General features: G+C 37.6%; 14 protein-coding genes. 9 read left to right on the top strand and 5 right to left on the bottom strand.

Annotation, left to right across the window (positions count from 1 at the left end; translation table 11 throughout):
* Positions 1 to 18: 18 nt before the first annotated feature.
* The gene (locus tag DBR39_RS06090) at positions 19 to 909 is read right to left on the bottom strand and encodes a BRCT domain-containing protein (protein ID WP_124531398.1); all 891 of its coding nucleotides are present in this window, start codon (positions 907 to 909) and stop codon (positions 19 to 21) included.
* Positions 910 to 1,128: 219 nt separating this feature from the next.
* The gene (locus DBR39_RS06085) at positions 1,129 to 1,755 is read right to left on the bottom strand and encodes a CatA-like O-acetyltransferase (RefSeq protein ID WP_124531396.1); all 627 of its coding nucleotides are present in this window, start codon (positions 1,753 to 1,755) and stop codon (positions 1,129 to 1,131) included.
* Between the two features lie 221 nt (positions 1,756 to 1,976).
* Between DBR39_RS06085 and DBR39_RS06080 the strand changes: the two genes are divergently transcribed.
* From DBR39_RS06080 to DBR39_RS06065, 4 genes are all read left to right on the top strand, one after another.
* The gene (locus tag DBR39_RS06080) at positions 1,977 to 2,825 is read left to right on the top strand and encodes an NAD(P)-dependent oxidoreductase (RefSeq protein ID WP_124531394.1); all 849 of its coding nucleotides are present in this window, start codon (positions 1,977 to 1,979) and stop codon (positions 2,823 to 2,825) included.
* A 2-nt stretch (positions 2,826 to 2,827) separates the two neighbouring features.
* Complete coding sequence (locus DBR39_RS06075; RefSeq protein WP_185147140.1) at positions 2,828 to 3,283, top strand: PPC domain-containing DNA-binding protein; 456 nt, start codon at positions 2,828 to 2,830, stop codon at positions 3,281 to 3,283.
* A 48-nt stretch (positions 3,284 to 3,331) separates the two neighbouring features.
* Complete coding sequence (locus DBR39_RS06070) at positions 3,332 to 3,916, top strand: Crp/Fnr family transcriptional regulator (RefSeq protein WP_124531392.1); 585 nt, start codon at positions 3,332 to 3,334, stop codon at positions 3,914 to 3,916.
* A gap of 86 nt (positions 3,917 to 4,002) precedes the next feature.
* Complete coding sequence (locus tag DBR39_RS06065; protein ID WP_124531390.1) at positions 4,003 to 5,070, top strand: SDR family oxidoreductase; 1,068 nt, start codon at positions 4,003 to 4,005, stop codon at positions 5,068 to 5,070.
* 241 nt (positions 5,071 to 5,311) lie between these two features.
* Here the strand turns inward: DBR39_RS06065 and DBR39_RS06060 are convergent, their stop codons facing one another.
* The 3 genes from DBR39_RS06060 to DBR39_RS06050 are packed head-to-tail and all read right to left on the bottom strand — an operon-like array spanning position 5,312 to position 7,329.
* A complete protein-coding gene (locus DBR39_RS06060) occupies positions 5,312 to 6,115 on the bottom strand; it encodes a helix-turn-helix domain-containing protein (RefSeq protein ID WP_124531388.1) in 804 nt (267 codons plus the stop codon).
* Positions 6,116 to 6,133: 18 nt separating this feature from the next.
* The gene (locus DBR39_RS06055; RefSeq protein ID WP_124531386.1) at positions 6,134 to 6,535 is read right to left on the bottom strand and encodes a GlcG/HbpS family heme-binding protein; all 402 of its coding nucleotides are present in this window, start codon (positions 6,533 to 6,535) and stop codon (positions 6,134 to 6,136) included.
* Between the two features lie 5 nt (positions 6,536 to 6,540).
* On the bottom strand, positions 6,541 to 7,329 hold the full coding sequence (locus DBR39_RS06050; protein WP_124531384.1) for an SDR family oxidoreductase: 789 nt from the start codon (positions 7,327 to 7,329) through the stop codon (positions 6,541 to 6,543).
* Positions 7,330 to 7,529: 200 nt separating this feature from the next.
* Here DBR39_RS06050 and DBR39_RS06045 point away from each other — a divergent pair, with 200 nt between their 5' ends.
* The 5 genes from DBR39_RS06045 to DBR39_RS06025 all read left to right on the top strand — a co-directional run bounded on the left by DBR39_RS06045 (position 7,530) and on the right by DBR39_RS06025 (position 15,013).
* A complete protein-coding gene (locus tag DBR39_RS06045; protein WP_124531382.1) occupies positions 7,530 to 8,978 on the top strand; it encodes a S41 family peptidase in 1,449 nt (482 codons plus the stop codon).
* 230 nt (positions 8,979 to 9,208) lie between these two features.
* The gene (locus tag DBR39_RS06040; protein ID WP_124531380.1) at positions 9,209 to 10,231 is read left to right on the top strand and encodes a ligase-associated DNA damage response exonuclease; all 1,023 of its coding nucleotides are present in this window, start codon (positions 9,209 to 9,211) and stop codon (positions 10,229 to 10,231) included.
* Entirely contained in the window at positions 10,228 to 11,808 is a 1,581-nt protein-coding gene (locus tag DBR39_RS06035) for an ATP-dependent DNA ligase (RefSeq protein WP_124531378.1), read from the top strand. The genes DBR39_RS06040 and DBR39_RS06035 overlap by 4 nt, the downstream gene beginning before the upstream one ends.
* A 2-nt stretch (positions 11,809 to 11,810) precedes the next feature.
* Positions 11,811 to 14,261 (top strand): ligase-associated DNA damage response DEXH box helicase, encoded by a 2,451-nt coding sequence (locus DBR39_RS06030; RefSeq protein WP_124531376.1) that lies wholly within the window; start codon positions 11,811 to 11,813, stop codon positions 14,259 to 14,261.
* A 149-nt stretch (positions 14,262 to 14,410) separates the two neighbouring features.
* Positions 14,411 to 15,013 (top strand): 2,3-bisphosphoglycerate-dependent phosphoglycerate mutase, encoded by a 603-nt coding sequence (locus DBR39_RS06025; protein WP_202980630.1) that lies wholly within the window; start codon positions 14,411 to 14,413, stop codon positions 15,011 to 15,013.
* Positions 15,014 to 15,041 lie beyond the last annotated feature (28 nt).

Here is a 15,041-nt window from a genome sequence, read left to right as displayed (position 1 = left end):
TTCTGAAGAGTTTTCTCTTCAAATAGCATCAAAAACATCAAACTCATGAACCAGAATAACGGTGTGCCCTGATTTTCTAAGATCTAAAGCTTTTTCCACTTTTCTTCCATAGCACGAATAACTCCAGCAGGCATTGTTGGTATCCCCAATAATCAGATAGTCGGTCTTTTTGGAAATGGTATTGACAGCAATTCCGCCTTTGTTTGTAATGGCTTCCTGTAGCTCGTTTCGGGTTCCTCTGCTTAAAATTCCGGTAATGCAGAACGTTTTATTTTCAAAAATAATTTCAGGATCTACAGCGCAGATACCGGAAATAGAAACTCCTTCGGTATCCCTTTCTACTTTTTCAGCAACGTTTGTATTTTTCAATTCTACAAATTGTTTGATAAAAGCTGTCAGCACCGCTCTTTCTTCATCATCTATTTTTTTGTCCGCAACGATTGATAGCACAAGACTTCTGATCTCATCGTATGGATAATGTGAACTCAGATGTTCATTATCTGACAGCCATTCATGAAGTTTAAAAATTTCTTCGTCATTCACGATGCCATCAGCCAATACACCATGGAAAATCCCCTGCAAAAGCTGTAAATCTGAAGTAATTCCATTGTAATACATACTGTCATGTTCATATTTCTGACACAGCCAATAGAGATCTTCAACGGCTTCTTTAGCCGGAATTTCATTGGACGCAGTATTTTCAATTAAAAGCATAAACTCACGGAACGGATTTCTATTGATCAGATCATAATGTTCCCTGGCCCATAGTCTGAGTTCATCCATCTCTTTGGCATCAATAATATCATCAGAGATAATTCCCAGTAAAAGTCCTTTCAGAGAATTGATTGCTTTATCGGCTCTTGCTTTGGAAGTAAGAATTTGTAAATCCGGATTTTCAAAATTGCTCATCTTAATACAATTGAGTTATTGGTTAATTAGTTCTTTTGATCGTAAAATCAATTTTCTAATATAGTAATATATTGACTCAAATGTATTGAAGATTTGAAAATATTATTTACGGTTTCCCGTAATGAAAAAATGAGAAATTATAAGAGTAAATCGGTCAATACGCTTACTTACTTTTATTCACTCTTACCCACTTCAATCCTCAGACGCTGCAACGATCTGCTATTGATCAAGTTGTTTCTGAAACTCTTCCAGATAGTGTGCTAGGTGAAGTCCGTCAGCCAGCCCATGATGTGCTTCAATAGAAACCGGAAGGTATTTTCTCCCCTCACGGATATTAAATCTTCCAAAAGCAATTTTAGGGATCGATTCTGTTGTATTAAAGTCTGTAGGATGCAGGATTGCACTGAACGAGTTCCAAGGAATCGTGGTATGTCTTACATGATCTTTCCCCAATCTTTCATTCCTTATCCTCAATCCTGAAGTCCCATGCACCCCTTTTATTTCTTCCTGCAAAGCAGCATTAAACGTTTCAAAATCTTTTGAAAAACGGGTAAACGAAAATCCGAAAGTTCCATCCGGTCTTCCGATTGTACTGCCGGCATGCACCGTATCAAACTGTACAACCTGTCCATCTATAATTCTGAGCTTTAAATCGTCAACAGTATTGATCGCAACCATCGATTTGTGAAAATAATAGGCAAAAAATGAATACCCTTTTTCTTTAGCTGTATCATACGCTTTTGTACAGTCTACTTCTGTAGTAAATCCAAAATATGGGCTTGCCATACCGGAAAAAAATTCAAAATGCTCCTTTCTGTTCCATTTTTCAAGGTCTACGATCTTCATTGATTTTATTTTGGTGCAAATTTCTGAAAGTTTCTCCATTTTTAAAAGTTTCTCATAGAAAATATAATTAAAACTTAACGTTACAAAGTTCCTATTTGGTAGATATTTTGCTTAAAAATAGAAGTATTTTGAAATCTTATTCATTATACCTGATACTAAATTCCTTCTTATTGAGGATATTTACACTATAAAAGACTTAATTCATCATAAAAAAGAAAAATATGGCAATAGAAAAAATCGGATTCATCGGATTAGGAAATATGGGACATCCTATGGCCAAAAATCTTGAAAAAGCGGGCTTTCCGCTTTCCGTTTACAACAGATCGTCTGAAAAAGCCAAAGATTTTGAAGAAAAATCTACAGTCTGCACCCAAATTAAAGACCTGGTAGAAAACAGCGATACTATATTCACAATGCTCACCAATGACGCTGCCGTGAAAGCAGTTTATGAGGAGATTCTGGCTTTGGATATTAAAGGAAAGCTCTTTGTAGATATGAGTACCATTTCTCCCGAAGCTTCCCAGGAAACAGCCACATCTTTGAAGATAAAAGAAGCCTCTTTTATTGATGCTCCTGTAGCAGGAAGTACGGCACCTGCACAAGAAGGAACATTGATCATTATGGCTGGCGGCCTAGAAGAAAGCATACAGCGTGCTATGCCCTATCTGCTGAAGATGGGAAAATCTGTGAAACATTTGGGTGACAATGGAAAAGGAATTGCCGGAAAACTGTCTATCAATTATTTCTTAGCAACTATTTATCAGGGATTGGCAGAGACCGTTTTACTGGCCGGAAAATTAGGAATTGAACGATCAGACATGCTCGAAATAATCAATGAAAGTGCCAGCGGAAGCGGTGCTACCAAGGTAAAAACACCCATGCTGACTGCAGATCAGTATGCCCCGGCATTTGCGCTTGATCTTATGCTGAAAGATATTCTTCTTGCTAAAAATGCAGGAGCTGATTTTCCTCTGTCTGAAACCCTGATTCAAACTTATCAAAATGCTCATGATAAAGGCTTCGGGCAGGATGATGTCATAGGAATTATTAATTATTTAAAACAAAGCTAAGTATGGAGATCATCAATTGTAAAGGAAACCATTGGTCTGCAAGAAAGGCAGGTCAAATCTATGTGGTAAGTCTCGACAATCATTCCAATATAGTGGAGACTTTAACAGATTTTATTCAGAACCAAAATATTCTGGCTGGAGAAGTGACAGGAATCGGTGCTGTGAGTGAAGCAACCCTCCGTTTCTTTAATCCGGCAACCAAAAAGTATGTTGATAAAACTTTTAAAGAACAGATGGAAGTCACCAATATTTCCGGAAATATCTCTGAAATAGAGGGCAAACTTATGCCTCATCTTCACATTACGTTGGGAAGAGAAGATTACACCGCTTTGGCAGGGCATCTTTTGGAAGCAAAAATTCAGGGAGCTGCAGAATTTATTTTTTATCCATTAGATACCAGAATCGTAAAAATTAAAAAAGAAGAAATAGGAATCAATCTTTATGATTTTGAAAAATAAGATTCAGTTTGCTGTTCAAAGTAGTATTTTTGATGAAATATTTATTTAATGTTTGAGGTCCTTCTTTCCCATATTGAGAATAAGGTTGATATTACAGAAGAGCAAAAAAGTCAGCTTCAGTCTTTTTTCACTCTTAAAAAGCTTCGTAAAAAACAATATCTGCTTCAGGAAGGAGATATCTGCAAATGTTTGTCTTTTGTAAGCAAAGGCCTTCTGAAATCTTATTTTCTGGATGAAAAAGGAAATGAGAATATCAATATGTTTGCCTTTGAAGGTTGGTGGATCTCGGACTTCAACAGCTTCATCAATCAGGAAAAATCAGTCCTGAATATTGATGCTATAGAAGAAACCGAAGTCCTGATGATCACTCTGGAAGATTATGAAAAAATGATGCTGGAAATTCCTGTGATGGACCGCTATTTCAGAATTTTATATCAAAACAGCCTCGTTACGAAAGATTACAGGCTTATTGTCTCCAACAGCTATACGGCTGAAGAAAAATATCTTCAACTCACTCAGAAGAATCCTGAAATGATCAAAAGAGTCCCGCACAATCTTATTGCTTCTTATCTTGGACTTGCTCCGGAAACCGTGAGCAGGATCCGTAAAAAGAATTCCCTGAATAACACTTGATCCAGATCAACTCAAACGCATGATCCACATCAAGGATAAAACCCTGTTTCCGTCCATAATTTTGTACAAGAAATTTTACAATACTTATGGAAAATATTGCATTGGTAGTAGGCGCTACCGGAATTACAGGAAGTAACCTTGCCGAAGAATTGATCGCACAAGGCTGGACAACCTATGGCTTATCGAGAAACTCCAACACTAATACCCCTGGTCTTCGTCCTGTAAAGGCAGATCTTTTGGATGAACAAAGCCTTACTGAAGCACTGGAAGGGATCTCTCCTACCCACATTTATTTTACCACATGGATGCGTAATGATACTGAAGAAGAAAATATCCGTATCAACAGCATGCTGGTGAGAAATCTATTAAATGTTTTATCTCCTAAAAAATCAGTGAAGCATGTGGCTTTGGTTACAGGACTTAAACATTATTTAGGGCCATTTGAGGCTTATGCTAAAGAAGGTATTTTACCTGAAACACCCGTAAGAGAAGAGCATCCAAGGCTTCCACTTCCCAACTTCTATTACGCACAGGAAGATGAAGTGTACAAAGCTTCAGAAAGAGATGGCTTCACATGGAGCATTCACAGACCTCACACCGTTGTTGGATATGCCATTGGAAACCTGATGAATATTGCAACCACATTGGCCGTATATGCGAGCATCTGTAAGGAAACCGGAAGAAAATTCATCTGGCCGGGATCAGAAGCACAATGGAACGGAGTTTCGGATGTAACGGATGCCAGAATATTGGGTAAGCAATTAGTCTGGGCTTCCACTACAGAATCCGCAAAGAATCAGGCATTCAATATCACGAATGGAGACGTTTTCCGATGGAAATGGCTTTGGAAAAGGCTGGCAAACTGGTTCGGTGTAGAAGCTGAAGGCTTCAATGATACTATAAGACCTCTTGAAAAAGAACTTGAAAACGATCAAGAAATCTGGACAGCCATTGCAGAAAAATATAACCTTAAAGAAAGCAATCTTGGCCGTCTGTCTTCAGCATGGCATACAGATCTAGATCTGGGAAGACCTTTGGAAGTGATGTGTGATATGTCTAAAAGCAGAAAATTGGGCTTCACAGCATACATCAGTACAGAAGATTCTTTTACAGATGTTTTTGAAAGACTGAGATCAGAAAATATGATCCCTTAATACTATGTAGGAAAACGCAAAGACGTAGGAAAATCATAAATGATTGATAGATTATCGCAGATCTTAGAGATTACGCAGATGTTGTGGTTAATCAACAAGCATTTTGAAATATTCAGTGTTAAATTTTACCGGAGATAAAATCCTTACGACTTAAAATCATCACACTGTAAAGCCTTCCTTGCGTCTTTGCGTTTACAATAGTTAAGCTATAATATAATTTGTGTTTTTTTATGGTTAAAAGTTATACCTCCGTAGTTGTTACCCCAAATTTCTTTTTGAAAGAAGAATAAAAATGGGATAAATTCTCAAAACCCAGATCAAGATAAATATCTGAAGGCTTTTTATCCCTGTTTTTAATTAAATAATAGGCTTCTTTCAATCTTTTTTCTTTCAGCCATTGCTTGGGCGTCATCTCAAATGTTTTGTTAAAATCCCTCTTAAAACCCGAAAGACTACGACCTGTAAGCCGTGCAAAAGCATCTACCGATACATTGAACATAAAATTCTTATTCATAAACTCCTTAAGATCAATTTTATAAGGTTCAGAAAAATCAAAAAGGAGATTTTTAAGATCAGGATTGCTCAGCAAAAGGAGTTCTATGGCTTCTTTCACCTTTAAAACCGCTAATTTGGGAGGGATTTCCTCTGTTTTATTGACGTAAGGAATAAGAGAAGCAAAATAGCTTTCAAAAAAATCATTGGGCTCAAAAAATAACCGCTGATTTCCTGGAAAATTATTATTTACAGCGATTTTGTTTTCAGTGGCATACTGTCTCAGTGTTTCATCATCCAGTGTGATGGAGATAAACTGATACTTTTCATGAGCTGAAGGATATTTAATCGTTCTGATCAGTTGATTTTTCCTGACCAGGACCACTGTATTTTCTTTGATCACCGTTTTACCCTGTTCATGAAAAGCATGAGTTTCCCCGGATATCTGAAATCCGAGAAAATGGTCCGGAATAAACTCCTCATGGCCTCTATAAGTTTCAAAAGCGCATGAATAAACCAGTTTGTCGAATATGATTTCAGAAGTGTTTTCCATACTACAAATATCTGAAATTTAAGCAATAACCTGAGCGCCTGCCCCGGCAATTTCTTTATCCTGCTCGGGAGTTCCGCCTGATGAACCTATAGCACCAATGATCTTACCTTCTGCATTCTTAAGGACAACACCTCCAGCAATCGTCAGAAGTCCGTCATTGGAATTCAGCATTCCGTAACCATGAATACCGGTTTCTGAGATGATGTCTCCCATCAGATCACTGTTTACTCCAAACATCACTGCTGTTTTTGCTTTTTTAATGGCAAAATCAATCACTCCGTAGACACTGTCCAGTCTTGCCAATGCAACCAGATGCCCTCCAGCATCTACCACGGCAATACTCACAGGAATATTCATAGACAATGCCTTTTCTTTAGCTGCATGTAAGGCTTTTTCGGCAATATTATAATTCAACTCCATGATATTTAGCTTTTTGAGGTCCATGCATCTGCCTGAAGCTGTTTTACGAAATCTTCAGTTTCTTTTGGATGTACATTTCTGAAATGACTGTCATCATCTAAAGCTACATTTACAATCACGTCTGCCATAGACTGTGGATCAAGCTGGTGTGCTAAAGATTCTGCCGCTCCGTCAAAAGCGGATTCCGGAGTGAAGTTAATTTTCGGATCATACCAATGGAAAATAGAATCTACTCCCCTGTCATTAAATCCTGTTCCAAATACACCCGGGTTGCAGGTTGCAATTTTGATATTAAACGGAGCAAGTTCTGTTCTCAATCCTTCAGCGATAGATTCCAATGCATGTTTTGAAGCGCAATAAGCAGCCACATACGGAACCGTCCATAAACCTCCCATTGAAGAAGTGAAAACAATTTTACCCTTCTTTTTTTCAACAAACTTTTTGATAAAACCCTGGGCAAGGTTCAATGCACCAAACACATTCACATCAAACATAGAACGGATAATATCGACAGGCTGCTCAGCAATCGGACCGCCCTCCATGATTCCGGCATTGCTGATTAAAATATCTATTTCATACTTTTTTAAGATATAATCAATATCTCTTTGGCTGGTTACATCCAGTTTATCCACCGTAAGGTCAATATTCTGTTCTTTAGCTTCACGGATTAAATCACTCATCTGAGGATAAACCTGTGCAGTAGCAATTACTGTATGTCCTTTTCTAGCAAGATCAAAAGCAGCAATCTTTCCGAATCCACTTGCTGCACCTGTAATTAAAATTGTTTTACTCATTGTATTCTTTTTTAATGATGGTACAAATTTCAAAGATTTTAAGAAGGTCAATATTGGCTGAACGTTCATTTTTATATTGCTGAAAAGTTCAGATAATCGATTAACAAGAGTTTTATTTTAATTAAATATCCTTTTCAATCATAAAAAAATAGAATTATCGTTAAATTTGTACCCCTTATAATAAAACTAAAAACCAACGTATGCTTAAAATTAAAGCACTTCTTTTCATTTTAATATCCTCTTCTTCTTTTAGCTTTGCTCAAAACTGTAATTGTGAAAGCAATTATCAATGGGTAAAAAAAACATTCGAGGAAAATGATGCCGGATTTCAATATGTGATCGATAAAAAAGGACTCCCAGCTTATCAGGCCCATAACAATGACTTTCTGAATAAAATAAAAAATGTAAAATCGGACACTGAATGTACTCAGACTATTTATGAATGGCTTAAGTTTTTCCGCTCCGGCCATCTCTCCATTTCAAAAATTGAAAAGAATAATCAGCAAGCTCAGCCCGCAGCTGATGAGAATCTGAAAACAGAAATGGTAAAAGTAGATCTTGAAAAGTTTAAAAAAGAAGCGGCATCCAAGAAAGACTCTGATATTGAAGGGATTTGGGAAACCGAACCTTATACAATAGGAATTAAAAAATTTGGAGATATCTATAAAGGCTTCATTATCAAATCGGGAGCTGAAAACTGGAAACCCTATGAATTAAAACTGACTCTTAATGCTGATAAAACAAAAGGAACATATTATGTAAGAAACAAATCCGGTCAGGAAATAACCAGCATCAGATTTATTGGAAAAAACCATCTTGAAATCAATGATTTTACCTTAAAAAGAATCTCTCCAACATTTGAAAGAGAAGAAGGGATTGAGACTCACTATGAAACGATCCTTGCAGAAAAACCTTTTTTGAAGGAACTCAATAAAACGACACTGCTCTTAAGAATTCCATCATTTAATGGTGCTTTGAAAAAAGATATAGACAGTGTCATTACAGCCAACAAATCTAAAATTGAAAGTACAGAAAATCTTATTATTGATATCAGATATAATGGCGGTGGCAGTGATAACAGTTTTGCTAAAATTATTCCATACCTCTATACCAATCCTATCAGAAGTGTCAGAACACAGCTCTATTCTACAAAACTGAATAACCAGAGAATGCTAGACTTCTATGACAATTACCAGAAATATGGGATACCGGTAGAAGAAAAAGAATATCTCAAGAAAGCTTATGATAAACTCAGCAAGAACTTAGGTAAGTTTATAAGCCTGCAGGATGATGGAAGTATTGTGGGAATCACCAAAATGGATAAAATTTCATCCTATCCAAAAAATGTAGGAATTATCATCAATAACGGAAATGGCAGTACTGCAGAAGAATTTTTATTAGCTGCCAAACAGAGTAAAAAAGTGAAACTTTTTGGAACAACTACAGCGGGAGTTTTAGATATCTCCAATATGTATTTTGTAAATTCCCCTTGCAACGAATTTAAACTGGGCTATGCACTCTCCAAAAGCTTCCGTATTCCGGACATGGCTATTGATGAAAAGGGCATTCAACCAGATTATTTTATCGACAAAACAATTCCTGATTATCAATGGATTGATTTTGTAAATGGTGTACTGAATGAAAAATAATATAGAGAAGCTGTTTCGAATAGAAGCAGCTTTTTTTATGCTTTAAAATCATCTTGTAATACTTCCTTTCATTATTTAAATGCTACAGAATATCAATAAAAATGGGCTTTAGCCCATTTAATCTTTAAAATATTCCATCGGCTTTAGCCAAAACCTAAGATAAAAAAATAAACAGTTTGTTGTAAATTGGTTAAGTTTTTGAAGCTTATTCTACAAAACCTGTCACACCATTGAAATTAATCACATTTACAGAAAAAGGAATTTACTGTCCGCAGGGGAAATTTTATATAGATCCCTGGAGGCCTGTAGATCTGGCGGTTATTACCCATGGCCACGCTGATCATGCCCGTTGGGGAATGAAAAAATACCTTTGCCACCATTTCACGAAACCTATTCTCCATCAAAGAATAAGCATGGATATCGAATGCCAAAGTCTGGAATATGGAGAAATTGTGACCATCAATGGAGTGAAACTTTCGCTTCATCCTGCCGGACATATTATTGGTTCCGCACAGATCAGGCTTGAATATAAAGGATATGTGACCGTCATTTCAGGGGATTATAAAGTTCAGGATGACGGCCTGAGTACTCCTTTCGAGCTGGTAAAATGTAATGAATTTGTTACGGAAAGTACTTTTGGACTGCCTATTTACAACTGGCTTGAAGTTCCGGATTTAAACAAAAAGCTTCAGAATTGGGTACTGAAGAATAAGGAAAACAATAAAACATCTGTATTCATCGGGTATTCTTTAGGAAAAGCCCAGCGTATTATGAAGGCGGTAGAAGGCTTGGGGAAAATATATGTACACTATTCCATCGGAAAGCTGAATGAAGCCTTTGAAACAGTAGGAATCAACCTTCCGGAATATACCATTGCAGATTTCAGGGAACGTCCAAAAGAGATGGAGCACGAAATTGTCATTGTTCCTCCGGCTTTACTCGACAGTAATATCATCAAAAAAATTCCTGATCCGGCTACCGCAATATGTTCCGGCTGGATGCAGGTTCGCGGTGCCAGAAGATGGCGCAGTGCAGATGCAGGCTTTGCAATGAGTGACCATGCAGATTGGAAAGGATTATTGCAGACTGTAAAAGCCACAGAAGCAGAACTCGTACATGTAACGCACGGACAGACGGAAGTCTTTTCAAAATACCTGAATGAAATAGGAATCAGGGCAGATGTTGTGGAAACCTTATTTGGTGAAGATGAAGAAGAGTCTGAAAAAGAAACCATTGAAAATCCGGAATCATGAGACATTTTGCAGACCTTATCAACGCGTTGGAAACCACCAATAAAACCAATGCTAAAATTGATGCCATCATTGATTATCTGGAACGTGCTCCGGATGAAGATAAAGTATGGTTTATTGCACTGTTTACCGGGAAAAGACCCAAAAGAAACGTCAATACCAATTATATGAAAGAATGGGCTCTGGAAATTACCGGGCTCCCCTTCTGGCTGTTTCAGGAGTCTTATTCTTCTGTAGGAGATCTTGGAGAAACACTATCATTGATTCTTCCTCCTCCACAGGAAAAAATAGAACGCACCTTATCAGAATGGATGAATGATATTGTTGGTTTGAAAGGCAAAACAGATTCTGAAAAGAAAGAATTTGTTTTAAACTCATGGAACGGTTTAGATTATACTGAACGTTTGATCTTCAATAAATTAATTGGCGGAAGTTTCCGTATCGGGGTCTCAGATAAAACATTAATCAATGCGCTGACCAAATTTTCCGGTCAGGAATCGAGTGCGCTGATGCATAGTTTAATGGGAAAGTGGCTGCCTGATGAGGTCTCATTCAAAGAACTTATAGATGCTGAAAATGTGAATCCTGACAATTCAAAACCTTATCCCTTCTGTCTTGCCTATCCTTTGGAAAAAATACCTGCAGAACTGGGAAATCCTGATGAATGGCTGGTAGAATACAAATGGGACGGAATACGGGGGCAGATCATCCGGAGAAACGACGAAGTTTTCATCTGGTCAAGAGGTGAAGAACTCGTCACAGAACAATTTCCAGAAATCACAGAAGTCGTAAAAGCGATGAAAGGCAACTTTGTCATAGATGGAGAAATACTTGCGGTAAAAGACAGTAAGGTTTTAAATTTTAATGAATTACAAAAAAGATTAAACAGGAAAACTTTAACTAAAAAAATGTTGTCGGAAATTCCGATTGAAGTCTTTGCCTATGACTTGCTGGAACTTGAAGATCATGATCTGAGAGAAAAACCCATCTCTGCAAGAAGGGCTTTGCTTGAAGAATTATTATTAAATGAAAATCCCCCAAATATAAGCCTTTCCAACAGTCTGGATTTTGAAAAATGGGAAGAACTGGATTCGCTTCGTGAAAATTCAAGAGCCGTAAACAGTGAAGGCTTGATGCTCAAACAAAAAAACTCTCCCTATCATTCCGGCCGGAAAAAAGGCGACTGGTGGAAGTGGAAAATCAATCCGTTTACCATTGATGCAGTCCTTATTTATGCCCAGAAAGGAAGCGGCAGACGAAGTGCTTATTATACCGATTATACTTTTGCCGTGAAAAACGGAGATGCTTTGGTAACCATAGCCAAAGCCTATTCCGGATTGACGGATAAAGAAATCATGGAAGTAAGCAGGTTTGTTACCAAAAATGCCATTGAGAAATTTGGACCTGTGAGAACGGTAAAAGCAGAACTCGTCTTTGAAATTGCTTTTGAAGGGATTGGCTTCAGCAACCGTCATAAAAGTGGTGTTGCGCTTCGTTTTCCAAGAATTGTAAGATGGCGGAAAGATAAAACGGTAGATGAAATTGACAACCTTGAAGAAATCAAAAAATTAATACAATAAAATTGGCAGCTTTTGAACATACCGACGGATTGAAGATCATTCAGCAATGGATGACCGATAAAGGTATTGCCCCTTTTAAATTTCAGCTGGAAACGTGGAAGAAATTTGGAAATGGTTACAGCGGAATGGTAGTGGCTCCTACCGGTTTCGGAAAAACATTCTCTGTATTTTTAGCATTGGTTTCAGACTTCCTGAATCACCCTGAACAATACAAAAAAGGGTTGAAAATGATCTGGATTACCCCATTGCGGTCTTTATCCAAAGATATTGCGAAAGCCATGCAGGAAGCGATTGATGAAATTGGACTTGATTGGGCTGTAGGCGTAAGAAACGGAGATACCGATCCAAAAGTACGACAGCAGCAGGTAAAAAAAATGCCTGAAATTCTTGTTGTCACTCCCGAAAGTCTTCATCTGCTTCTGGCTCAGAAAAATAATGAAACCTTTTTCAGGAATATGAAATGTGTTGCTGTGGACGAATGGCATGAATTATTAGGTTCAAAGCGAGGTGTTATGGTAGAACTGGGGATTTCCCAGCTTAAAAAATATGTTCCCAAGATAAAAATATGGGGCATTACCGCAACCATTGGAAATCTTGATGAAGCCATGGATGTTCTTATTCCTTATGATATAAAAAAGACAAAAATTACAGCCAAAGAACACAAAAAGATAGATATTATTCCTGTTTTTCCGAACGAGATTGAAATATTACCTTGGGCAGGACATCTTGGAAACAAGCTTGCTGATAAAGTAGTCCCAATTATTCTGGAGTCAAAATCTACGATTGTTTTTACCAATACCAGGAGCCAGAGTGAAATGTGGTATCAGCTTCTGTTGGATGCTTATCCTGATTTTGCAGGTCAGATCGCTATCCATCACAGTTCCATTGATGCCCATTTGAGAATCTGGATTGAAGAAAATTTAAGTTCCGGCAAATTAAAAGCTGTGGTTTCTACCTCATCTCTTGATCTAGGAATTGATTTTAAACCTGTTGATACCGTTATTCAGATAGGGTCTGCAAAAGGAGTCGCACGATTTCTGCAAAGAGCCGGACGTAGCGGGCACTCCCCTTTTGAAACTTCCAGAATTTATTGTGTTCCAACCCATTCTCTGGAGCTGATTGAAGTTTCAGCTTTAAAAGAAGCCGTAAAACAGAAAGTTGTTGAGCCCAGAGAACCACAGGTATTATGTTTCGATGTGCTGGTTCAGTTTCTGATGACATTGGCTGTGGGTGACGGTTTTTATCCTGATGAACTGTACGAAAGAATCAAAAAAGTATATGCCTTTCAGGAAATTCTGGATGAAGAATGGAAAGGTATCCTGGAATTTCTTACCATTGGCGGAAGTGTTCTTAAAAGCTATGAAGAATTCCATAAGATCGTCATTATGGAAGACGGACTTTATAAAGTGACTTCAAGAAAAATTGCCATGCTTCACCGGATGAATATGGGTGTGATTGTAAGTGATGCCATGCTGAAAGTGAAATTTATTTCCGGAGGATATATCGGAATGATTGAAGAATATTTTATTTCAAAACTGAAAAAAGAGGAAAAATTCATTCTGGCGGGCCGTACCCTGGAAGTCGCCATGATCAAAGATATGACGGTTTATGTAAGAGCAGCAAAAGGAAAAGCCTTGGTACCGAGTTATCTTGGTGGAAGACTGCCTTTAAGTTCCAATCTGGGACATTTTTTAAGAGAAAAACTTGCACATGCTTTAAATCCTAAAGCTTCGGAAAAAGAACTTAAATTTCTGCATCCTCTGCTCGCCAATCAGGAAGAAAATTCTCATATCCCAAAAGAAAATGAATTTCTGGTGGAAATGATCAAAAATCGTGAAGGATATCATGTCTTTATGTATCCTTTTGAAGGCCGTCTGGTACATGAAGTGATGGCAGCTCTGATTGCCTATCGTATTTCCAAACTGGCGCCTATTTCCTTTTCAATGGCGATGAATGATTATGGATTTGAGCTGTTCAGTGATAAGGAAATTCCTTTGAATGAAGATAATCTGCAGCAGATTTTAAGCCGAGAGAATCTTATGAATGATGTGATTGCCAGTATCAATTCTGCTGAAATGGCGAGAAGAAAATTCAGGGATATTGCCGTTATTTCAGGAATGGTTATTCAAAACTATGCAGGACAGCAGCGCTCCAACAAATCTTTACAAAGTTCTGCGGGACTTATTTTTAAAGTTCTGGAAGACCACGACTCCAATCATTTTTTAGTAAAACAAGCCTATACGGAAGTCTTTAATATGCAGCTTCAGGAACAGCGGCTTGTAGAAGCTTTTAAAAGGATTGAAAAGTCTGAAATTATTTTAAAACATTCCCGTTCTTTTACTCCACTCAGCTTCCCGATCAAAGTAGACAGTCTGAGGCAGACCCTATCGAGTGAAGGGCTGGATGCAAGAATTAAAAGAATGCTGAAATTATCCAATATAAGCGATATCTGATGAACTCATCAACGCTTTTTTCAATGAATTTACCTGTCATTTTAATCTTATTCTTAGCCTAATATTCTAAGTTAATTTTCTTGATAAATTTAAATAATCATCGTACCTTAGAGTATACCTTCTTAGAAGTATAAAATAAAATTTAAATAATGGAAAAGTTGTTCTTAGTCCGTCACGGACAGTCACTCTGGAATCTGGAAAACAGATTTACAGGCTGGAAGGATATCGATATAACAGAAGCTGGTATTGAAGAAGCAAAAAAAGCAGGCCTTTCTTTACAAGGAGAAAAAATAGATATAGCTTTCACTTCTGCACTCATCAGAGCACAGCATACCCTCTCTATCATTCTGAATGAAATAGGAAATCCCAATATTCCGGTCGTTATGGATAAGGCATTAAACGAACGTTCATACGGAAATCTTGAAGGATTAAACAAAGCAGAAACCGCATTGAAATACGGTGACGAGCAGGTTCATACCTGGCGCAGATCCTATGATGTGGTTCCTCCCGGAGGAGAAAGCCTTAAAGATACCTATAACCGGGTAATTCCTTATTTTGAAAGCCAGATAAGACCGCTATTAAAGCAAGGAGAAAATGTATTGATCGTTGCTCATGGAAACAGCCTGCGTGCTTTGATTATGTATCTGGAACATCTGTCTCCTGAGGAAATTTTAGAAAGAGAAATTGCGACCGGCATTCCTCTGACTTATGTTTTTGATGAAAAGTTTCATGTAAGCCGGAAGGTTAGCTGATGCAATTAATATAGTTCAATAAGTCTAT

Origin of the sequence: Chryseobacterium sp. KBW03 (assembly GCF_003852415.1) — a bacterium.
Taxonomy (GTDB): domain Bacteria; phylum Bacteroidota; class Bacteroidia; order Flavobacteriales; family Weeksellaceae; genus Chryseobacterium; species Chryseobacterium viscerum.
Note: the sequence above shows the minus strand (reverse complement) of the source record. Positions and strands in the feature narration are given on the sequence as shown.

Coding starts and splice junctions, on each gene's coding strand:
- DBR39_RS06060 (WP_124531388.1), bottom strand. CDS start 6,115: ATGGAAAACACTTCTGAAATCATATTCGACAAACTGGTTTATTCATGC.
- DBR39_RS06090 (WP_124531398.1), bottom strand. CDS start 909: ATGAGCAATTTTGAAAATCCGGATTTACAAATTCTTACTTCCAAAGCA.
- DBR39_RS06065 (WP_124531390.1), top strand. CDS start 4,003: ATGGAAAATATTGCATTGGTAGTAGGCGCTACCGGAATTACAGGAAGT.
- DBR39_RS06085 (WP_124531396.1), bottom strand. CDS start 1,755: ATGAAGATCGTAGACCTTGAAAAATGGAACAGAAAGGAGCATTTTGAA.
- DBR39_RS06050 (WP_124531384.1), bottom strand. CDS start 7,329: ATGAGTAAAACAATTTTAATTACAGGTGCAGCAAGTGGATTCGGAAAG.
- DBR39_RS06035 (WP_124531378.1), top strand. CDS start 10,228: ATGAGACATTTTGCAGACCTTATCAACGCGTTGGAAACCACCAATAAA.
- DBR39_RS06080 (WP_124531394.1), top strand. CDS start 1,977: ATGGCAATAGAAAAAATCGGATTCATCGGATTAGGAAATATGGGACAT.
- DBR39_RS06045 (WP_124531382.1), top strand. CDS start 7,530: ATGCTTAAAATTAAAGCACTTCTTTTCATTTTAATATCCTCTTCTTCT.
- DBR39_RS06055 (WP_124531386.1), bottom strand. CDS start 6,535: ATGGAGTTGAATTATAATATTGCCGAAAAAGCCTTACATGCAGCTAAA.
- DBR39_RS06025 (WP_202980630.1), top strand. CDS start 14,411: ATGGAAAAGTTGTTCTTAGTCCGTCACGGACAGTCACTCTGGAATCTG.
- DBR39_RS06075 (WP_185147140.1), top strand. CDS start 2,828: ATGGAGATCATCAATTGTAAAGGAAACCATTGGTCTGCAAGAAAGGCA.
- DBR39_RS06070 (WP_124531392.1), top strand. CDS start 3,332: ATGTTTGAGGTCCTTCTTTCCCATATTGAGAATAAGGTTGATATTACA.